Annotated in this window: 18 protein-coding genes; 1 reads left to right on the plus strand and 17 read right to left on the minus strand. The window is 71.4% G+C overall.

The features are described from left to right. The first annotated feature begins 89 nt into the window (after positions 1-89). On the plus strand, positions 90-551 hold the full coding sequence (locus G7072_RS10645; protein ID WP_166086173.1) for a hypothetical protein: 462 nt from the start codon (positions 90-92) through the stop codon (positions 549-551). An 85-nt stretch (positions 552-636) separates the two neighbouring features. On the opposite strand, the gene G7072_RS10650 is transcribed toward G7072_RS10645, so the two are convergent. The 17 genes from G7072_RS10650 to G7072_RS10730 all read right to left on the minus strand — a co-directional run bounded on the left by G7072_RS10650 (position 637) and on the right by G7072_RS10730 (position 20,200). Then, entirely contained in the window at positions 637-1,110 is a 474-nt protein-coding gene (locus G7072_RS10650; protein WP_166086175.1) for a hypothetical protein, read from the minus strand. A gap of 709 nt (positions 1,111-1,819) precedes the next feature. Continuing rightward, positions 1,820-2,254, minus strand: coding sequence for a transglycosylase SLT domain-containing protein (locus tag G7072_RS19785; RefSeq protein WP_206063080.1), 435 nt, complete (start codon positions 2,252-2,254; stop codon positions 1,820-1,822). A gap of 372 nt (positions 2,255-2,626) precedes the next feature. Beyond that, positions 2,627-3,256, minus strand: coding sequence for a hypothetical protein (locus G7072_RS10660; protein WP_166086178.1), 630 nt, complete (start codon positions 3,254-3,256; stop codon positions 2,627-2,629). 147 nt (positions 3,257-3,403) lie between these two features. Then, positions 3,404-4,837: an HNH endonuclease signature motif containing protein gene (locus G7072_RS10665; protein ID WP_166086180.1), complete on the minus strand. Its 1,434-nt coding sequence runs from the start codon at positions 4,835-4,837 to the stop codon at positions 3,404-3,406. A 256-nt stretch (positions 4,838-5,093) separates the two neighbouring features. Continuing rightward, a complete protein-coding gene (locus G7072_RS10670) occupies positions 5,094-5,696 on the minus strand; it encodes a hypothetical protein (RefSeq protein WP_166086182.1) in 603 nt (200 codons plus the stop codon). Positions 5,697-5,863: 167 nt separating this feature from the next. Beyond that, positions 5,864-6,733 (minus strand): acyl-CoA thioesterase II, encoded by an 870-nt coding sequence (locus tag G7072_RS10675; RefSeq protein ID WP_166086184.1) that lies wholly within the window; start codon positions 6,731-6,733, stop codon positions 5,864-5,866. Beyond that, positions 6,717-7,715: a PAC2 family protein gene (locus G7072_RS10680; protein WP_240916875.1), complete on the minus strand. Its 999-nt coding sequence runs from the start codon at positions 7,713-7,715 to the stop codon at positions 6,717-6,719. The genes G7072_RS10675 and G7072_RS10680 overlap by 17 nt, the downstream gene beginning before the upstream one ends. After that, a complete protein-coding gene (gene dxs / locus G7072_RS10685) occupies positions 7,712-9,619 on the minus strand; it encodes a 1-deoxy-D-xylulose-5-phosphate synthase (RefSeq protein ID WP_166086186.1) in 1,908 nt (635 codons plus the stop codon). The genes G7072_RS10680 and dxs overlap by 4 nt, the downstream gene beginning before the upstream one ends. Positions 9,620-9,642: 23 nt before the next feature. Beyond that, positions 9,643-10,638, minus strand: coding sequence for an SMP-30/gluconolactonase/LRE family protein (locus tag G7072_RS10690; RefSeq protein WP_240916876.1), 996 nt, complete (start codon positions 10,636-10,638; stop codon positions 9,643-9,645). A 24-nt stretch (positions 10,639-10,662) separates the two neighbouring features. Then, positions 10,663-11,094, minus strand: a complete 432-nt coding sequence (locus G7072_RS10695; RefSeq protein WP_206063081.1) for a hypothetical protein — start codon at positions 11,092-11,094, stop codon at positions 10,663-10,665. A gap of 45 nt (positions 11,095-11,139) precedes the next feature. Further along, on the minus strand, positions 11,140-11,544 hold the full coding sequence (locus G7072_RS10700) for a secondary thiamine-phosphate synthase enzyme YjbQ (protein ID WP_166086188.1): 405 nt from the start codon (positions 11,542-11,544) through the stop codon (positions 11,140-11,142). Further along, positions 11,541-12,173 (minus strand): N-acetyltransferase, encoded by a 633-nt coding sequence (locus G7072_RS10705; protein ID WP_166086190.1) that lies wholly within the window; start codon positions 12,171-12,173, stop codon positions 11,541-11,543. Before G7072_RS10705 ends, G7072_RS10700 begins: the two co-directional genes overlap by 4 nt. Further along, a complete protein-coding gene (locus G7072_RS10710; RefSeq protein ID WP_166086192.1) occupies positions 12,170-12,898 on the minus strand; it encodes a sulfite exporter TauE/SafE family protein in 729 nt (242 codons plus the stop codon). Before G7072_RS10710 ends, G7072_RS10705 begins: the two co-directional genes overlap by 4 nt. A 144-nt stretch (positions 12,899-13,042) precedes the next feature. Continuing rightward, positions 13,043-15,907 (minus strand): aconitate hydratase, encoded by a 2,865-nt coding sequence (locus G7072_RS10715; protein ID WP_166086194.1) that lies wholly within the window; start codon positions 15,905-15,907, stop codon positions 13,043-13,045. 147 nt (positions 15,908-16,054) lie between these two features. Next, positions 16,055-16,885 (minus strand): SDR family oxidoreductase, encoded by an 831-nt coding sequence (locus G7072_RS10720; protein ID WP_166086196.1) that lies wholly within the window; start codon positions 16,883-16,885, stop codon positions 16,055-16,057. 40 nt (positions 16,886-16,925) lie between these two features. Continuing rightward, entirely contained in the window at positions 16,926-18,164 is a 1,239-nt protein-coding gene (locus G7072_RS10725; RefSeq protein WP_166086198.1) for a TRAM domain-containing protein, read from the minus strand. Beyond that, positions 18,161-20,200, minus strand: coding sequence for an APC family permease (locus G7072_RS10730; protein ID WP_240916878.1), 2,040 nt, complete (start codon positions 20,198-20,200; stop codon positions 18,161-18,163). The genes G7072_RS10725 and G7072_RS10730 overlap by 4 nt, the downstream gene beginning before the upstream one ends. Positions 20,201-20,264 lie beyond the last annotated feature (64 nt).

Raw genomic sequence — 20,264 nt, forward strand, 5'->3', positions numbered from 1 at the left:
TGTGGATCCGTCAGCCCGACAGCACGTCGCCAGACCGCGACAGCGTCACGTCGGGCGGGAAGGCAAGTGCGCCTGGCGTCAGGCAGCCGGTGCGTCAGGCCAACGACAGCGTCGTGCTCCCGGTGAAGCCAGGCGAGCCGTGCTACGCGGCCGAACGCCATTCATTGAAGGGTCTTGCTGCCCTCGCGGACGTCCCTGTGTGGCTACCTCATGCGCAGGCGGCATCGAGCAGCACCTTCACCGGCGCGTGGACCTGTGGAGGTGACACACCTCTGCTCACCTACGGCCCTGTCACCATCTCCTACGAGTCGGGTTACGGCACTCCACTGGACTGGGAGCGCAAGGCCCGCGACTGGGGCGCCGAGGTCCACACCGTCCTCGGTGAACCCGGAGTCCTCGCCCCCTCCTCAGGGGCGGACATCAAGAGCCAGGTCATGGTCGTGATTGAGGGCGACATCCTGGTCAGGGTCCTTGGCGAACCGACGGTCGCGCCGGAGGACCTTCTCGCCGTCGCCAACTCCATCGACCTCGACGAACCCGTCCCGGGGTAGGCAGCCCTCACCGCAGCCCGAGCGGACGCTCCACCTCGACTCGACGACTGCGAGCACCGGTGCGCCCAGCACGCGTGAGCGGACGCTAGAAGCCGCGTAGCACCCCGTCGTGATCTGCCGAGCCGGCGAACTCCGAGAAGTCCACGTTCGCGATCGACAGATTCGCTTCGACCGATGCCACTTCACCCGCAACGCAGCGGAAGGAATTCCCGTAGAGCTCGCCGAGCTCCGCGTCCTCGTCCTCCGCGCACAAGTCGACGAAGACAACCGTGACCTCGCCGCCAGCCATCGCTTCCTGCAGCGACCGGCTGTCCGCAAGTACGACGTACCCGTGGCTGTCGCGCGGCCATGCTGTCGCCAGCGTCTCGGCGGTGGTGCCCTCGAAGTCCCGGTCTGACAGCGGCTGCAGATTCGGCGTGTACCACTCGCCGTCACCCCCGTCCGAATCCTTCGTGACCTCGCCCACCAGGCGTTGCCACCCCTCGTCGGAGGAGAAGTCCGTGCGGATGAGCGGCATTGCACCGTCGCTGAAGTGCCGTGCGATGCGGTCGAGATCCATGCGCTGATTCTTGACCAGGTTCACGCGACGCGTCCGTTCACCGGCGGACAACGGCCAAGCGGCTTCAGATCCGGGTGAGCGTAGTTCTCTCAACGCGGCGCGACTGACGTGCGCAGGGCGGCCGACCCGCTGGTCTAGTGACTCGGGCGAACGCACCTTGTATCCAGGCGGCGGGCGAGTTCACGCTGATCAGACGGCCCGACGAAAGGCCGGTCATTCGTGTGGCACCGAGGCGTCGGTCGTGGCAGTTCGGGGATGGCGGAGGGAGAGTGAGATGTCATCGCTCACGGATCGGGTGAAGTGCTTGCTCGGGAGACACGATTGGCATCAGCAGAGCCAGGAGGGAGCGGGGGGCGCGACAGCCGTGTTCGCCTTGTGCCGCCGATGCGGCAAGGAGCGCCCCGAGTACGGGAACCATCCCCACGGAGGGGTACAGATGTAGCGGCCGACTCCCATCGATCACACGGTCATCGGCATCACAGAGCTGAACCCATCGGCGGAGTGGGCGGACGTTGGACTAGGCCCCCGCGCCATGAGTCGACGGCATCTGCGACGCGGGCACGCCATGTCTCAGCCACCCCGGATGCGGTTTGGTCCGTCATCGCCGCACCCGAGATGCACGAGCGTCTCGACCCCCGTGTCACCTGCAGTCAACGAGGGGTGGCGTCGAGACCGGATCCGAGCACGTCCTCACTGTCCGTGCGCGTCGTCAGTACCACCCGACGCGCTGGGAGTGTCCCCACGCGCCCTCGGGGTCGCCGTAGCGCGCGGCGATGTAGGCCAGCCCCCACATGATCTGGGTTTCCGGGTTGGTGCGCCAGTCGGGAGCGACGGCGGCCATCTTCGAGCCCGGCAGCGACTGTGGGACGCCATAGGCGCCTGAGGAGGGGTTCTCGGCCAGGTGATTCCAGCCGGACTCGCGCCGCCAGAGCGCGTCGAGGTACTGCCACTGATCGGCTGCGAAGCCGAACTGGAGCATCAAGCGGTATCCGAGCCCGCGGTTGGAATCAGGGTCGACGTCGGTGGGCGGCAGGGCCTCGGGCGAGGCGCTGGCCATGGACGCAGCGATGCGCTCCGCGCGCTTGGCCAGGAGCTTCATGATGACGCGGCGCGGTACGCGGGCGGCAGCGCCGGTGCGCTTCACCGCAGCCTTTGTGCTCGTGGGGGTCGGCGCCTTGGTGGGCTGCGTCGTGACCGATCCTCGGGACGGAGCCCGTGTCGATTCGGTGGGTGCCTCCGACGCCGTCGGCTCGGCCGCTGCCTCCGACGTTGTCGACTCGGCCGCTCCGCAACCAGCGGTCAGTAGCACGACGAGCAGTAGCGCGACCACCCTCACGGCTGGCCACCCTGGGAACCGCTCGGCGACTGCCGTTGTGCTGGCGCCAAGCCATAGACGCGACTGCGTGCTTGCGTTCACCGGCACAAGGGTGGCACGGGGCCGTTGGTCTGCGCGCCGAACATCCGCATCTCTGCATGAGCGATGTGGTCATCAGCGGCACGAGCGGGCGCTTTCGGGTCAAGCCTCGACGATGACCTGAGCTGCGCTGGCCAGAGACTCGGCCATCGTCGCCCGATGGGATCGCACGTCAACCGACTTCGCAAGGGCCTCGAACACTTCGTCGTGGAAGACGAAGAAGTAGTGGTTCATCCGCTCGTGCCATCCGCCCTGGTGGTACTCGTGAACAGAGTTGATCGCCTCCTGCTCCGCGATCCACTCCGAGTTGTGGACGAGGTGAGGGCCACAGCCGTCCAGTCCCCTGGTGAAGAGCGGGTGCCCGCTGAGCGCCTCATCGTTCGGCCCGCCGATCTTCACCGAGTGGCAGCCCGAAAAGGTGAACTCCAGCATGCCTGTAGGCGTCTGATCGCTAGATGACACGCCAGCCGCATATGTGCCGTCCCAGTCCGGATCGGCCATCGCGGCGCGACATACGAGCACAGCTTTGAAGCCGTTCGACAGGACATGCGGAAGCGGCGCTCCGGCATCCCATGTCACTTCGAGGTCGAGGGGTTCAGCCCATGCCTGATGCCGGGCCGCAGCCAACTGTCGCTCCGCTTCATGGAGGTTCACCCATGACTCGCGATCACCGTAGTCCTGAGCCAGGCGCTTCTGCGCCTGTCGCACAGCAAGCTCCAAGTTGCGCCTCACGGATGCAGTCTCGCATCCTCGGTTGCCCGGTCGGTGGGCGTTCGGCGTGACCGCTCACCGGCGGAGCGGACATTCGCGATGGTCATGCCGAAGCGGATTGACCCTCGCGAGATTTCGCCCGGGGAGCTTCGATGTGCGGGGCGATCGCTATTGGCGTCGGGGGGTGTCACGTGGGGTGCGGACGATGCTGAGGCGCCAGCCGGAGCCTCGCCGCACGGTGTAGTCGGGGTGGTGGACCAGGGTGTGGTGCCGCCCGCACAGCAGCACCCCATCAGCCAGGTCGGTGTGCCCGCCAGTCGACCAGGGCTTCAAGTGGTGCGCATCGCACCAGCCACTCGGGCGATCACACCCCTGCGCGGCGCAGCGGAAGCCCTGCCGCACCGCCATCGCCAACCGCTGCGACCGGGAGTACAACCGCCGTACCCGACCCAGGTCGAGGACCTCACTGCGCCAACCCAGCACCATCGGGACCAGCCCGGCGTCACACGCCATCCTCCGCGCCTCACCCGGACTCAACCGGGTGCCGGTGTCCATCGTCGCCGCCCCCAGCCCACCGTGCAGCGTCGCCAACGGGATCGTCACCACCACCGTCGCGCTCATCCCCCCGCTCTGCGGGACCCGGTCCACGTCGAGGGTCTCCAGCAGCCGGCAGAACGCCTCACCCAGGATCCGAGGCCCCGGCTTCGGTGCCGCGAGCGGTGCCGGCGCGACGCGTCCGGTCGCGGACTCGGTGCGGCAGATCGCATCGGCCAGGCCGGGGTTCGCGATCGCGTGCAACGCCGCCCGCAGCATGTCCGCGTGCCGACTCGACAGCTTCACGTTCAGGTGCGTGGTGCCCTCACCGTCGTCCCACGTCGTCAACCACGTCCGCGCCGCCGCCGCATCCTCCTCCTTCGCCAACCGCGCCGCCTCGACCTCCTCCGCCACCTCGGGGGCGATCACCTCCAGCAACCGCCGACCCACCGCCCGCAGCTGCTCCGCATCCAGACGGCCTGCCTCGGCGAGCATCACCTTCTCCGCCCGCACCCGGTCCTCGACCTCCAGATCCCCCGGCAACCGGTTCAACGACGACACGATCACCTCGGCCTGCGCGACGTCGAGGTCACCGGCCAGCAACGCCGACCCCGTCGCGGCGTACTGTCCGGTCAGCTCACGGCACCGGCGCACCTCACCGCGCGCCACCCGACCCGCCACCAGCCCGCGGTGGGACAACCACGCCGCGGTGTTCACCGCCGCCGGCCCACCATCAGCACACGTGCTGACGTCCTGCTCATCGGCTCGGGCCATCAACGCCAGCTGCAGCCCCTTCAACCGGGCCATCACCTCGCCCAGCTCCAGCACCGACTCCCCCGCCTCGGCCGCACTCAGACACCCCACCGCGACGCCGTCGACCCCTCCCGCCGTCGCATCGGCCACCGCCGCCACCAGGCGCCCCGTGAACCGGTGCACCCGCTGAGTCCGCACCTCCACCGGCGAGAAGTCACGCCACCGACCCTCCCCCGCCGACACCCCCGCACCGGCGGCGCCGGCGCTGATCGACGCGGATCCGTCGTCCGCGGCCGCGTGGGTGAAGGGCTCCATGGACTGACTCTGCCAGCCACCTCCGACACAATGACCCCCGGAAACCGCTCAACCCACAGACTGCTAACAGCGAATTTGTGCTGTGGACAAAATCCGGCGCGCGGGTGCGTCGGCTGCGGACAGACAGACAGACACCCACCGCGCCCCGCGCAGACAGCCCCCGCCCCGCAGCCAGACACGGCCCCGAACCGCGTCGGCACGCAGACAGGCGCTCCGCCCCGCCCCGGGTTCAGCCCACCACGGCCCCGATCTGCCCTCACGCACCGATCAGCGTCAGCACCCGAGCGTCCGTGCGCGCGAGCAGCTGATGCTCCAGGTCGCGGTGCGCCAGGTGGGCGAGACGGTGCTGCTCGGTGAGCAGGATGACCGCCTCGGGGTGGCGTTCGTTGACCGCGTCGACCAGCACCCGTGACGCCGATCCCGAGACGACCTCACCCGTCGCGCGGTGCCCGGCACCGTGGAGCGCGTCCACCGCCTGAAGCAGCCCGCGGTCGGAGGCCGGACGACCTCGTTGGGCGGGGATACGCGCGATGCGGGCGGGCGACGGGATCTCGCTCTGGCCGAGCTCGTCCGTCACCGGCTGCGCGAGCGCGGAGCGGTGGTGCACGAGCATCGTGACGGTGTCGTCCCGCAGGGCCGCGAGCTGGCGCAGCAGCTCGTCGAGCTGCGTAGGGCTCGGGTCGTGCTCGGCGAAGACGAGGACGCGGTGCATCGACGGCGAGAGCGCCGTGATCGGCTCGCTCGCGTGCTGCCGTCGTCGCGGAGCCGGGACGAGCCGGTGACGGCGACGTTCAGCGGCCTCTCGGTGCAGGTCGTTGAAGTGTTGCTGGAGGGCTGGATACTCGATCGACGGGTGCATGGCGGATCCTCACGTCAGGCCCGGGGACCCGGGCGCTGACCACAACTAGGCGCCTTCCACGGTGCCCCACGACCCTTCGAGGGGCCAGTGGCCTTGGACCCGGGTCTGGTCCGACCTACGGCGGACCAGACCATCCCCGGCCACCCCGGGGGCCTGGGGCGCGAGCCTCAGGCCTGGTCGGGACGGGGCCGGATCAGGCCCTCCTGCGCGACCGAGGCGACGAGCCGCCCGTCCTGGCTGAAGAGCCGCCCCCAGGCCAGCCCCCGCGCGCCGCCCGCGGTCGGCGAGGCCTGCGCGTAGAGCAACCACTCGTCGGCGCGGAACGGCCGGTGGAACCACACCGTGTGGTCGAGCGACGCCGCCTGCACGTCACCGCTCGACGGCGTCTTGCCGTGCAGCAGCAGGGTCGCGCCGAGCAGCGTCATGTCGCTGATGTAGGTCAGCACGGCTCGGTGGATCACCGGGTCCTCGGGCAGCGCCGAGGCGACCTTGATCCAGTAGTGCACCCGCGACGGCATCTCCGAGCCGTCGAGCGCGCCGCCGGGCTTGGAGTCGCCGGCGTGGCGCAGCTCCATCACCGACCACTCCCGGGCCCACTCCTCGCGGCGGCGGTCGTCAGCGGTGCGCATCATCTCGTTGACGTCGAAGGCCTGCTCCGGGGGTACGGCGTCGGGCATCGCGTCCTGGTGCTCGAACCCCTCCTCGGCGACCTGGAAGCTCGCGGTGAGGGCGTAGATCGGCCGGCCGTGCTGGCGGGCCAGGACCCGCCGGGTCGAGAAGGACCGTCCGTCGCGGACGCGCTCGACGTCGTACACGATCGGGACGGAGGTGTCGCCGGGGCGCAGGAAGTAGCTGTGCAGCGAGTGCACCGCCTGCTCCTCAGGCACCGTCCGGTTGGCCGCCACCAGCGCCTGTGCCGCCACCTGGCCGCCGAAGACCCGCTGCATCTGGGTCGTCGGCTGGGTGCCGCGGAAGAGGTTCAGGTCGATGGTCTCCAGGTCGAGCAGGGTCAGCAGCTCGTCAACGGAAGCCGGCATCGCCGTCCCCTCCCTGCTCTCCGGGGTCACCGGGGTCGAGGTCGGCCAGGAAGCGCTCGAACTCCGCGCCGAGCTCGTCGGCGGTCGGCAGGTCGCGCGCCTCCGCGATCGGCAGGCCGCTGCCGTCGGCGGAGACCGGGCTGATGGCGTCGTACTGCTGCTCGAGGCCGGCGACCACCGCCCGCACCTCCTCGGACTCCGAGACCTGCTCGCTGATCTCGGCGTCACGGCGGCCGGCGGCCTCGTTGAGCTCGGAGATGGACCACTCCAGCCCGGCGACGCTCTCGACGCACTCGACGAGCTTCGCCGCGGCGGCCGGGAAGTCGACCTGCGCGACGTAGTGCGGCACGTGGGCGACGAAGCCGAGCGCGTCGAGGCCCCACTCCCCCATCCGCAGCTCGAGCAGCGCCTGCGCGCTGGAGGGGATCGCAATGACGCCCTGCCAGATGTTCTCGGCGACCAGCAGGTCGCTGCGGGTCGCGTGGTTGGTGACCATCACCGGCCGCGTGTGCGGCACCGCCATCGGCACCGAGCCCATCGACACCGTGAGCCGCACGCCGAAGTGCTCCACGACGCGGCGCACCGCGCGCGTGAAGGCCTCCCAGTGGGTGTCGGGCTCCGGCCCGTGCAGCAGGAGGTACGGCGTGCCGCGCTGGTCGGTCATCGCACGCACGACGAGCCGGGGCGCGGTGTAGCCCTCGTAGTGGTCCTCGACGAACGTCATCGGGGGCCGCCGGGCGCGGTAGTCGTAGAAGCCGTCGAGCTCGAAGCTCGCGACCACGCGGCCGTCGCTGCTGGCCAGCAGGTGGTCGACGGCCAGCCCGGCGGCGTTGCCGGCGTCGAGGAAGCCGGACAGCGACACCAGCAGCACGGGGCCGGGAGTGTTCTCGTCGTGGCGCGACAGCTCGGGCACGTCGTCAACGATGTGGACCAGGCTCGGGGGCTGGTACGGCGGGGGCGGGTCGTTGCGGGGCTCGCTCACTCGACCTCCACCAGGGCTTCCCCCCGGTCGAGGGCGGTCAGGTCCTCCACGACGCCGCGGGCCAGGGCCTGGGCCGTGAGGCCGACGTCCTCGAGGATCTTGGCGCGCTTGGCGTGGGCCAGGAACTCCTGGGGCACGCCGTGCAGCCGGACCGGCGTGTCCACGCGGGCCTCGTTGAGGGTGGCCAGCAGCACCGAGCCGACGCCGCCGACGATGCCGTTGTCCTCGACGCTGACGACGAGCCGGTGCTCGGCGGCGAGCTCGACCAGGGCCGGGTCGACGGGCTTGACCCAGCGCGGGTCGACCACGGTCACGCCGTACCCCTGCTCGCGCAGGCGCTCGGCCACGTCGACGCAGGTCGGCGCCATCGCGCCGACGGAGACGAGCAGGACGTCGGGCTCCCCCTGGCGCACCAGCACGTCGACGCCTCCGCGACGCTCGACGGCGTCGAGATCGGCGTTCGGCGGGCCCTTGGGGAAGCGGACCACGGTGGGGGCGTCGTCGACGAGCACCGCCTCGCGCAGGCTCTCGCGCAGGCGCGTGGCGTCGCGCGGCGCGGCCAGCCGGAGACCCGGCACGACCTGCAGCAGCGAGAGGTCCCACATGCCGTTGTGCGAGGCGCCGTCGTCGCCGGTCACGCCGGCGCGGTCGAGCACGAACGTGACGCCGCAGCGGTGCAGGGCGACGTCCATGAGGACCTGGTCGAAGGCCCGGTTCAGGAAGGTGGCGTAGATCGCGACGACCGGGTGGAGCCCGCCCGCGGCCAGGCCGGCGGCGGAGGTGGCGGCGTGCTGCTCGGCGATGCCGACGTCGAAGGTGCGCTCGGGGAAGCGCTCGGCGAAGGCGGTCAGGCCGGTGGGGTGCAGCATCGCCGCGGTGATGGCGACGACCTCGGGGTGGTCCTCCCCGATGGCGACGAGCTCGTCGGCGAACACGTCGGTCCAGACGAGGCCGCGCACGGCCTCCTTGCCGGTCTCGACGTCGAAGGGACCGAGCGAGTGGAACTGGTCGGCCTCGTGGCGCACGGCGGCCTCGTAGCCGTGACCCTTCTCGGTGATCGCGTGCACGATCACCGGGCCGTCGAACTTCTTGGCCTGCGTCAGGGCGTGCTCGAGGGCCTGACGGTCGTGGCCGTCGACGGGGCCGACGTACTTCAGCCCGAGGTCCTCGAAGAGCCCCTGCGGCGCGAGGGCGTCCTTCATGCCCTTCTTCATCGCGTGCAGCGCGTCGTAGACCGCCGGACCGACCCCAGGGACACCGTTGAGGCGTCGCTTCACGGCGTCGAGCGTGGGCTCGTAGTGCGGGTTGGTGCGCAGCGCGGTGAGGTGGTTGGCGACCCCGCCGACGGTGGGCGTGTAGGAGCGGCCGTTGTCGTTGACGACGATGACGAGGCGGCGCGACTGCGCGGTGCCGTCGGTCGAGGCGATGTTGTTGAGCGCCTCCCAGGCCATGCCACCGGTCAGCGCGCCGTCACCGATCACGGCGACGGCGTGGTGGTCCTGGCCCTGGAGGTGCGCGGCCTTCGCCAGGCCGTCGGCCCAGGAGATCGCGGTCGAGGCGTGGGAGTTCTCGACGAGGTCGTGCGGCGACTCGGCCTGGCTGGGGTAGCCCGACAGTCCGCCCTCGAGCCGCAGCCGGTCGAAGTCGCGCGCGCGGCCGGTCAGCATCTTGTGGACGTAGGACTGGTGGCCGGTGTCGAAGACGATGCGGTCGCGCGGCGAGTCGAAGACCCGGTGCAGCGCCAGCGTCAGCTCGACGACGCCGAGGTTCGGGCCGAGGTGGCCGCCGCGGGCCGAGCACGCCGAGATGAGCAGCTGGCGGATCTCCGCGGTCAGCGCGGTCAGCTGCTCCTCGTCGAGGTCGCGCAGCACGCGCGGCTCGGTGATCGACGTCAAGAGGCTCACCGGCTCAGTCTAGGGGCCTGGCCTCAGGCTCCTGCGCCGCGTGGTGTGCCGTGCGACACCTCGCGGTCCGCGAGGTCGTGGTAGGCCACCGCGGCCTCGACGAGGCTGGCCACCCAGACTCGCCCGTGGTGCTCGCGGACGCCGGTCACCATGTGGAAGTCGGTCGCGTCCAGGTCGAGGTCGTGGACCAGCCGCGGGGCCGCACCGGTCACGTCATACGCCTGGACGCGGACGGTGCGGGCCGGGTCCGGCTGCAGGGGCTCCGGCATGCGGGCGGCGACGCGGCGTACGACGGCGGGGAGCCGCAGCAGGAGCTCCAGCAGCGGCACCTTCGGCGACCCGATCGTGACCCAGATGAGGCCGTCGCTGCCGCGGGAGATGTTGTCGGGGTAGCCGGGCAGGTCGGGCAGCAGCACGTCCTGCTCCCCCGCGCGCGGCCCGGTCAGCCACAGGCGTACGACGTCGCGGCCGGTGGACTGCGCGACGCACACGAAGGACTCGTCGGGGGCGAGCGCGACGCCGTTGGCGAAGCGGAGGCCGCGGACCACGACCGTGGTGGTGCCGTCGGGGTCGCGGCGCACGAGGCGGCCGGAGCCGGGGTCGGTCACGAGGTCGCGGCGCCACTCCTCGAGGCGGAAGTCCTGGGTGGAGTCGGAGACGAAGATCGTGCCGTCCGTTGCGACGGCGGCGTTGTTGCAGACGTTGAAGGCCACGCCCTCGGCCTCGCGCGCCAGCTCCTCCCACGACCCGTCGCGCGGGTCGAGCGCGAAGATCCCGCGCCGCGGGTGGGCGTCGCAGACCAGGACCCGGCCGTCGGGCAGCAGCTCCAGGCCGAGCGGGCGGCCGTCGAGGCGTCCCACCTCGCGGGCCTCGTGGGTGCCGGGCGCGAGGGCCCAGACGATCCCGTCCTCGGTGCCGGTGTAGAGGGTCCCGTCCTCGGCGACCACGACGTCCTCGGCCCCCATCGAGGGCACGGGCACGACGGTCGGGGCGGGCAGGTCGGTCGGCTTCGGGCTCACCCGGTCGAACCTAGCCGCGACGGCTCACAGCCGCTCGACGAACCGGCGACCGCGCAGGGCCTCCTCGACCAGGCCGATGCCGCGCCGCTCGGCCATCAACCGGGACTCCTCGGCCTGCCAGGTCAGCACCGCCTCGTCGACCACGTCACCGTCGGCCACGTCACGGAAGGAGGCCCGCGCCTCGCTCAGGCCACGGCGTACGGCGGCCTGGCCGGCCTCCACGTGCAGGGCCGCGAACCGGACCAGCACCACCGGGTGGCGGCGCAGCACGCCGTAGGAGCGGTACTCCGGCGGGCAGAGGTCGAGCAGCCAGGAGGTCGCGGTGTCCTCCCAGCGCGGTGCGTCGGGCGGTCGGACCCGGGCGGGCCAGCCGGCGGGCGCGACGGGGCGCTGCCCTGGAGCCGGACGGACCGGCGGGCGACCGGACGGGCGAGGGGTGGGAGGCGGTCCGAACACGGACGCCATCCTACTCGAACACCTGTTCGATGCACCCCGTCTGGGTCAGCCCGGCAGGAAGCTGAGCCGCACCTCGCGGGTCCGGTTGTCGACGTTGAGGTCGACCAGGCAGATGCTCTGCCAGGTGCCGAGCTCGAGACGCCCGTCCAGCACCGGGACGGTGGCATGCGGCGGCACGATCGCCGGCATCACGTGGGAGCGCCCGTGGCCGGTCGAGCCGTGCCGGTGGCGCCAGCGGTCGTCGGCGGGCAGCAGGTCGCCGAGCGCGCTGAGCAGGTCGGTGTCGGAGCCGGCCCCGGTCTCGATGATCGCGATGCCGGCGGTCGCGTGCGGCACGAAGACCTGCAGCAGCCCGTCGCCCTGGCCGCGCACGAAGTCGGCGACGTCACGGGTCAGGTCGAGGACGACCTCGTCCTCCCCGGTGTCGTACCTCCTGGTCTCGCTCCTCATGCGGTGCCTCCGTCGTGTCCGTCGCCGGCCTCCCGGTCGGCCAGCGCTGCCTCCACCATCGCCAGCGTCTCGCCCCGCAAACCGACCGCGTCGAAGCGCCAGAACACGTCGGGGTAGACGATGCGGCCCGTCAGCGTGGCGTCGTACGCCGTCAGCAGCCGGACCTGGCAGGCCGGCCGCGGGATCCGGTCCGACGGCCGTTCGAGGCCGACCGAGTCGGCGGCGACGTACCCGTGGCGGGCGTAGAGGTCGGGAGCGCCCTCCAGCACGACCAGCGGCGCTCCGGTGCGGTCGGCGTACGCCGCAGCCGCCTCGAGCAGCGCCGCCCCGATGCCCTGACCCTGACGCTCGGGCAGCACCGACAGCGGGCTGAGCACCGGTACGGCGACCAGACGCTCGGGCGCGTCGACCCAGCCGCGGGTGAGCCCGACGTGACCGACGACGGTGCCGTCGGCGACCGCGACGAGCGAGACGGCGCCGAGGGTCTCCGCCTCGGCGTGCATCGTCGCCACGAGGGCGGCGATCGCTTCGCCCTCCGCGGGGTCCTCGGCTCCGAAGGCCCGGCGGACGACGTCGAGGACGGCGGCCTGCTCCCCCGGCGCCTCGGGGCGGGTCTCGAGCTCGGTCACCCGGTGATGCTACGCACCAGCAGGACCAGCGCGGAGCCGCCGCAGACGGCGAGCACGGCCGGGCGGACGCGCTCGGCGGCCATCCGCGGCCGCAGGGTCTGACCCGCCCAGGCCCCGACCAGCAGGACCGGCACCATCGCGAGCGCCAGCAGCGCGTCGTGGGCGTTGACCTCACCCACCACCGCGAGCCCGACGAGGGAGAGCGTCGCGCCGCCGAGGAAGTAGACCGCCATCGTGGTGCGGATCTCGCGCGGCGGACGGTGCTGGTAGAGGATCGCCAGGGGCGGGCCGCCGATGGAGGTGGCCGTGCCGGTGACCCCGGAGACGAGACCGGCGGTCACGAGGGTCGGTCGGTTCACGGGGATGCGCACGGTGCGCCAGGTCAGGACCACGGCGACCAGCACCATGACGCCGACGGCCACCCCGATGAGCCGGTCCGGGGCGGCGACGACGACCGCCACGCCGCCGACGGTCCCGACCAGGCGTGGCGGGAAGGCCCAGCCCAGCCCACGCCAGTCGATGTCCTCGCGCTCGCCGGCCAGCGTCACCAGCGGCATCGCGACGGCGAGCCACAGCAGGAGCTCGGGCATGACGGCGGGCTCGACGAGGGTGACGACCGGGGCCGCCACCAGGCCGAGCCCGAGGCCGACGATGCTCTGGACGACCGCGCCGACGAGCACGGCCGTCACGACCACCCCGAGGTCGAGCGGCGTCAGCCCGAGCATCCCGCCCCTTTCGGCGTACGACGTGTGGCGCGGGTCGGCGCGGACCCTTCCGACCCAGGCGTGTGGACGCCTCGCAAGGGTTGTGACCCTTGCGAGGCGTCCATAACCCCGCGTTACATGCGGGTGGGGCTCACGTCGCTGTCACTACTTCGGGAGGAGGGAGCGCAGGACGTACTGCATGATCCCGCCGTGGCGGTAGTAGTCCGCCTCGCCGGGGGTGTCGATGCGGACCACGGCGTCGAACTCCGTGTCGCCGGCCTTCACCTTCACCGTGCGCGGGGTCTCGCCGTCGTTGAGGGCGGTGACGCCGGTGATCGAGAAGGTCTCCTCGCCGGTGAGGCCGAGCGACTCGGCGTTCTCACCCTCGGGGTACTGCAGGGGCAGCACGCCCATGCCGATGAGGTTCGAGCGGTGGATGCGCTCGTAGGACTCGGCGATGACGGCCTTGACGCCCAGCAGCGCGGTGCCCTTGGCGGCCCAGTCGCGCGACGAGCCGGAGCCGTACTCCTTGCCCGACAGCACGACCAGCGGCGTGCCGGCCTCCTGGTAGCTCTCGGAGGCCTCGTAGACGCTCGTGGTCGGGGCGTCGTCGCCCTCACCCTGGGTGAAGTCGCGGGTGAAGCCACCCTCGGTGCCCGGGGCCAGTTGGTTGCGCAGCCGGATGTTGGCGAAGGTGCCACGGATCATGATCTCGTGGTTGCCGCGGCGCGAGCCGTAGGAGTTGAAGTCCCGCTGCTCGACACCGTGCTCGCGCAGGTAGGACCCGGCGGGCGAGTCCTTCTTGATCGCGCCGGCGGGCGAGATGTGGTCGGTGGTGACCGAGTCGCCGAGCTTCAGCAGCACCCGGGCGCCCTCGATGTCCTCGACCGGCTCCGGCTCCTGCGGCATGCCGTCGAAGTACGGAGGACGCCGCACGTAGGTGGAGTCCTCGTCCCAGGCGAACGTGTCGCCGTCGGGGGTCTCCAGCGACTTCCACCGCTCGTCGCCGGCGAACACGTCGGAGTAGTCGTCGGTGAACATCTCCGAGGTGATCGCCGAGGCGACGACCTCCTCGACCTCGGCCGCCGACGGCCAGATGTCGCGCAGGTAGACGTCGTTGCCGTCGGTGTCCTTGCCCAGGCTGTCGTTGAACAGGTCGCAGTCCATGGAGCCGGCCAGCGCGTAGGCGACGACCAGCGGCGGGGACGCGAGATAGTTCATCTTCACGTCGGGGTTGATCCGACCCTCGAAGTTGCGGTTGCCCGAGAGCACCGAGACGACGGCGAGGTCGTTGTCGTTGACCGCCTGCGAGACCTCGGGGATGAGCGGGCCCGAGTTGCCGATGCAGGTGGTGCAGCCGTAGCCGACGAGGTTGAAGCCCAGCTTGTCGAGGTACGGCGTCAGCTGCGCCCGCTCGTAGTAGTCCGAGACCACCTTGGAGCCCGGCGCCAGCGTCGTCTTGACCCACGGCTTGCGCTGCAGGCCCTTCTCGACGGCCTTCTTGGCCAGCAGCGCCGCACCGATCATGACCGACGGGTTGGACGTGTTGGTGCACGAGGTGATCGCGGCGATGGCGACCGCACCGTGGTCGAGGTCGAACTCGGTGCCGTCCTCGAGGGTGACCTTGGCCGGGTTCGACGGGCGGCCGTCGGGGCTGCCGGCCGGGTGGTTGTGCCAGTCGTCGGGAGCGTCGGCGCCGTTGCCACCCTCCTCGCCCGGGCTGGTGCCGGGGGCGTCGCTGGAGGGGAAGGACTCGTCGGACTCCTCGTCGACCTTCGACGGAGCGCGCTCGCCGGAGTCACCGTCCTCGACGTAGTCGGCCAGCGACGTGCGGAAGGCCTCCTTGGCGTCGGAGAGGGACACGCGGTCCTGCGGACGCTTCGGCCCGGCCAGCGACGGGACGACCGTGGCGAGGTCGAGCTCGAGGCGCTCGGAGTAGCGCGGCTCGGCCTCGGGGTCGTGCCAGAGGCCCTGCTCCTTGGCGTAGGCCTCCACCAGCGCGAGCTGGTCGGCCTCGCGGCCGGTGAGCTCGAGGTACTTGATGGTCTCCTCGTCGATCGGGAAGACCGCGATGGTCGAGCCGAACTCCGGGGACATGTTGCCGATGGTGGCGCGGTTGGCCAGCGGCAGCGCGGAGACGCCGGGGCCGTAGAACTCGACGAACTTGCCGACGACGCCGTGCTTGCGCAGCATCTCGGTGATCGTGAGGACGAGGTCGGTCGCGGTCGCGCCCTCGGGCAGGTCGCCGTTGAGCTTGAAGCCGACCACGCGCGGGATGAGCATGGAGACCGGCTGGCCGAGCATGGCCGCCTCGGCCTCGATGCCGCCGACGCCCCAGCCGACGACGCCGATGCCGTTGACCATGGTGGTGTGGCTGTCGGTGCCGACGCAGGTGTCGGGGTAGGCCTGCAGCACCTTCTCGTCGGTCGCGCCTGTCGAGACCTCACGGGTGAAGACGGTGCGGGCGAGGTGCTCGATGTTGACCTGGTGCACGATGCCGGTGCCCGGGGGGACGACCTTGAAGTCGTCGAATGCGCCCTGGCCCCAGCGCAGGAACTGGTAGCGCTCCTTGTTGCGGTCGTACTCGATCTCGACGTTGCGCTCGAAGGCCTCAGGCGAGCCGAAGACGTCGGCGATGACCGAGTGGTCGATGACCATCTCGGCCGGGGCCAGCGGGTTGATGCGCGAGGCGTCGCCGCCCAGCTCCTCCATGGCCTCGCGCATGGTGGCCAGGTCGACCACGCACGGCACGCCGGTGAAGTCCTGCATGATCACGCGGGCGGGCGTGAACTGGATCTCCTTCGACGGGTCGGCGTCGGCGTCCCAGCCGGCGAGCGCCTTGATGTCGTCGGCGGTGATGTTGGACCCGTCCTCGGTGCGCAGGAGGTTCTCCAGCAGCACCTTGAGGCTGTAGGGCAGCGACGCGACGTCCAGGCCCTCACCCTCGACGGCGTCGAGCCGGAAGATCTCGTACCCCTTCCCGTCCACGTCCAACGTGGCCTTCGCCCCGAAGCTGTCCTGGCTCGCCATCAACCGTCTCCTCGTCGTCTGGTGCTGCTCGGTGGTCCATCTTGCCGCTCGTGGCCGGTCGCGGCGACCGGTCCGGGCTTTCGTATTTATCTTGACGTCAAGATACCTGACGTCGAGACGTTTTTCCAGCGTCTCCGGCCGCGTCGCTCACCCCTGGGCGAGCTCGGCGACGGGCTGCCACTCCTCCCACGTCGCCAGTCGCCGCTCGTAGTCGGCCTTCGCGATCGACAGCGGCGAGGCGCCGAAGAACACGCGCAGCGGCGGCTCGTCGGCGTCGACGACCGCGAGGATCGCCTGCGCCGAGGCGGTCGGGTCGCCCGGACCGCTGGTGGCGCGGGCCTTGCGGTCGACCTCGACCTGGTCGCGGACCCCGTCGTACGCCGGCACCGGCTCGCTGCGGCGCGCCGACAGTCCGGCCCAGTCGGTGGCGAACCCGCCCGGCTCGACGAGCGTCACGTGGATGCCCAGCGGGCCCACCTCGGCCGCCAGGGACTGGCTCAGCCCCTCGAGCGCCCACTTCGAGGCGTGGTAGGCGCCGATGCCGGCGAAGGCGGAGATGCCACCGATCGACGAGACCTGGACGAGGTGGCCGGAGCCCTGCTCGCGCAGGAGCGGCAGCGCCGCCTGGGTGACCCACAGCGCGCCGAAGAAGTTGGTCTCCATCTGGTCGCGGACCTCGCCCTCGGTCAGCTCCTCGACGAAGCCGAAGTGGCCGTAGCCGGCGTTGTTGACCACGACGTCGAGGCGGCCCAGCCGCTCGTGGGCGGCCACCACGGCGGCGTGGCAGGCGACCCGGTCGGTCACGTCGAGCTCCACCGCCAGCACCGCCTCGCCGAAGCGCTCGACGAGGTCGTCGAGCGCCGTGACGTCGCGGGCGGTCGCGGCCACCCGGTCCCCGCGCTCGAGGGCGGCGGCGGCCCACTCGCGGCCGAACCCCCGGGAGCAGCCGGTGATGAACCAGGTCTTCGCGTCGCTCATGCTGCGAGGCTGTCCGCCGCCGGGGCGGACCAAACCAGGCTCAGGCGCCGGGGACGAGCAGGCCGACGGTCTCCACGTGGTGCGTCATCGGGAACAGGTCGAAGGCCCGCACCTGCTCGAGCTCGTAGCCGCTCTCGGCGAACAGCGACACGTCGCGGGCGAACGCCGCCGGGTCGCAGCCCACGAGCACCACGGCGCGCGGCGTGCGGCCCACGACCTGCTCGACGACCGCCCGCTTGGCGCCCTCGCGCGGCGGGTCGAGCACGACCACGTCGCACCGCCCGGACACCTCGGGGCCGGCCAGCACCTGCGCCACGGACCCGGCGTGCAGGTGCGCCCACGGGTACGCCGCCACGTTCTCGCGACCGTGCGCCACCGCCCGGGCGTCGCCCTCGACACCGTCGACACGGCCCTGCGGTCCCGCCGCGTCGGCCAGGAACACCGTGAACAGCCCCACCCCGGCGTACAGGTCGAGCACGCGCTCGCCCGGCCGCACCGCGGCGTACGACGTCACGGCCGTCAGCAGCGCCTCCGGGGCGTCGCGGTGGACCTGCCAGAACCCGTCGGTGGCGACGTCGAAGGAGTGACCGCGGACCATCTCGGTCACCTCGGCGCGCTCGGGCTGCTCCCCCTCGACCACGACGACGGCCTCGGGTGCCTCGACGGGACAGTCGGGGACCGGTACGACCCGGTCCGAGCGGCTGGCGCGCAGACCGAGGCGCCCGTCGGGGAGACGGTGGTAGCGCATCCGGGTGCGCCAGTGCAGACCCGCTCCCTCGCCCGCGACGTCGGAGGGCAGGTCGGAAGGCAGGGCCTCGACGACCACCTCCCGCTCGAGGTGGGCGATGCGGCGCAGCTGCTCGGCGACGACCTCGCCCTTGAGCCGCCGCTGGGCGGCCAGGTCGACGTGCTGGAGGTCGCAGCCGCCGCAGCGGTCCGGCCCGGGCCCGGCCAGCGGGCACGGCGGGGTCACCCGGTCGGGTGAGGCGGTGAGGACCTCGACGGCGTCGCCGCGCAGGAAGCGGGAGCCGACCTCGCCCTCGGTCAGCGCCACCACCACGCGCTCGCCGGGCAGGCTGTGGCGCACGAAGACGACCGTGCCGGCGAGCTCGCCCGCGTCGTCGCCGAGCCGGGCCACGCCGAAGCCGCCGTGGCCGAAGCGGTCGACCTCGACGGTGAAGCGCTCACCGACCAGGGAGCGCCCCCGGGGAGCCTTGGGTCGCGTGTGGCGGCCGCGCGCGCGGCCGGCCCGCCCGCCCCGGCCCTGGTCGCGGCTCAATCGAGCTCCTCCTTGGGCTCGGCGTAGCCGGCGAAGCCCCGGCTCGACTTGGCCTGCTCGTCCTGGCGCATCACGCGCTCCTCGCCGATGTGGGAGGACCGCAGCTGGTAGGGCACCGAGGTGACCATCACGCCGGGGGTGAACAGCAGCCGGCCCTTGAGGCGCAGGGCGGTCTGGTTGTGCAGCAGCTGCTCCCACCACCGGCCGACGACGTACTCCGGGATGAAGACGGCGACGACGCCGCGCGGCTGGGCGTCCTTGATAGCGCGGGTGTACTGCACGATCGGGCGGATCACCTCGCGGTAGGGCGAGTCGAGGATCTTGAGCGGGATGTCGATGCCCCGGGCGTCCCACTCGTCGATGATCTTGTCGCGCTCGGCCGGCTCGGTGGCCACCATCACGCCCTCGAGCACGTTGGGGCGGCTGGCCTTGGCGTAGGCCAGCGCGCGCATCGTGGGCTTGTGCAGCTTGGACACCAGCACGATCGCGTGCACCCGGGTCGGCAGCAGCTGGTCGGTGTCCTCGATCTCCAGCTCCTCGCCCACGTTGTCGTAGTGGCGGCGGATGCTCTTCATGATCATGAAGAAGGTGCCCATGGCCAGGATCGCGATCCAGGCACCCTCGAGGAACTTGGTGACCAGCACGATGACGAGCACGACGGCGGTCATGGTCAGCCCGAAGGCGTTGATGAGCCGCGAGCGCATCATCCGGCGACGCTCGGCCGGGTCGGACTCGGTCTTCAGGTGCCGCGTCCAGTGCCGGATCATGCCGAGCTGGCTGAGGTTGAAGGAGACGAAGACGCCGACGATGTAGAGCTGGATCAGGCGCGTCACCTGGGCGTCGAAGGCCACGATGAGCACGCAGGCCATGCCGGCCAGGATCAGGATGCCGTTGCTGTAGGCGAGGCGGTCGCCACGCGAGCCCAGCTGGCGCGGCAGGAAGCCGTCCTTGGCGAGGATCGAGCCGAGCACCGGGAAGCCGTTGAAGGCGGTGTTGGCTGCCAGCACCAGGATGACGCCGGTCATCGCGACGACGAAGTAGAAGGCCGGGTCGAAGCCGTCGAAGATGCCGCGGGCGAGCTGGGAGATCACCGTGTGCTGCTCGTAGGACTCGGGCAGCGGCGAGCCGTCGGGCAGGCGGAGCCGGTCGAGCTCGCGCGGGTCGACGTACTTCAGGCCCGTCTCGCGGGCCAGGTTGATGATGCTCATGATCATCGTGATCGACAGCACGCCCAGCAGCAGCAGCGTGGTGGCGGCGTTGCGGCTCTTGGGCTTCTGGAAGGCCGGCACCCCGTTGGAGATCGCCTCGACCCCGGTCAGCGCCGCGCACCCGGAGGAGAAGGCCCGCGCCAGCAGGAACACCAGGGCGAAGGTGGTGATCGTGCCCTCGTAGCCCTCGGCCTCGATCAGGCGCAGGTCCGCCGACTCCACCTCGGGGGTGTCGCCGATCGCGATGCGCACCGCGCCCCAGGCCGCCATGCCGAAGACCGCGATCATGAAGCCGTACGTCGGGATCGCGAACCAGCTGCCCGACTCCTTGACCCCGCGGAGGTTGAGCGTGGCCAGCAGCGCGACCAGCAGGACGGCGTAGAACGCCTCGTGGCCGTTGACGAACGGGATCGCGGCGGCCGCGTTGTCGATGCCGGCCGAGATCGAGACCGCGACGGTCAGGACGTAGTCGACCAGCAGCGCGCTGGCCACGGTGACGCCGGCGGTCTGCCCGAGGTTGACCGAGGCCACCTCGTAGTCGCCGCCGCCGCTGGGGTAGGCGTGCACGTTCTGCCGGTACGACGCGATGACGGCCAGCATGACGACGGCCACCCCGATGGCGATCTGCCACGACCACGTGAAGGCGATCCCCGAGCCGGCGAGTCCCAGCATGAGGAAGACCTCGTCGGGGGCGTAGGCGACCGACGAGAGCGCGTCGCTGGCGAAGACCGGGAGGGCGATGCGCTTGGGGAGCAGCGTCTCCCCGAGCTGGGACGACCTGAGCTTCTGGCCCAAGACGATGCGCTTGGAGACGTCACCTAAACCCACGACAGGCAAGGCTAGGGCATGGCACGCACGGGACCGGCCTTCCGGGGCCTTCCACCGGTGTAGC

Origin of the sequence: Nocardioides sp. HDW12B (assembly GCF_011299595.1) — a bacterium.
GTDB lineage: Bacteria > Actinomycetota > Actinomycetes > Propionibacteriales > Nocardioidaceae > Marmoricola_A.

Excerpts from the sequence above, each read along its gene's own strand:
- G7072_RS10650 (WP_166086175.1), bottom strand. The coding sequence starts at position 1,110 with ATGGATCTCGACCGCATCGCACGGCACTTCAGCGACGGTGCAATGCCG.
- G7072_RS10665 (WP_166086180.1), bottom strand. The coding sequence starts at position 4,837 with ATGGAGCCCTTCACCCACGCGGCCGCGGACGACGGATCCGCGTCGATC.
- G7072_RS10670 (WP_166086182.1), bottom strand. The coding sequence starts at position 5,696 with ATGCACCCGTCGATCGAGTATCCAGCCCTCCAGCAACACTTCAACGAC.
- G7072_RS10675 (WP_166086184.1), bottom strand. The coding sequence starts at position 6,733 with ATGCCGGCTTCCGTTGACGAGCTGCTGACCCTGCTCGACCTGGAGACC.
- G7072_RS10700 (WP_166086188.1), bottom strand. The coding sequence starts at position 11,544 with ATGAGGAGCGAGACCAGGAGGTACGACACCGGGGAGGACGAGGTCGTC.
- G7072_RS10710 (WP_166086192.1), bottom strand. The coding sequence starts at position 12,898 with ATGCTCGGGCTGACGCCGCTCGACCTCGGGGTGGTCGTGACGGCCGTG.
- G7072_RS10715 (WP_166086194.1), bottom strand. The coding sequence starts at position 15,907 with ATGGCGAGCCAGGACAGCTTCGGGGCGAAGGCCACGTTGGACGTGGAC.
- G7072_RS10720 (WP_166086196.1), bottom strand. The coding sequence starts at position 16,885 with ATGAGCGACGCGAAGACCTGGTTCATCACCGGCTGCTCCCGGGGGTTC.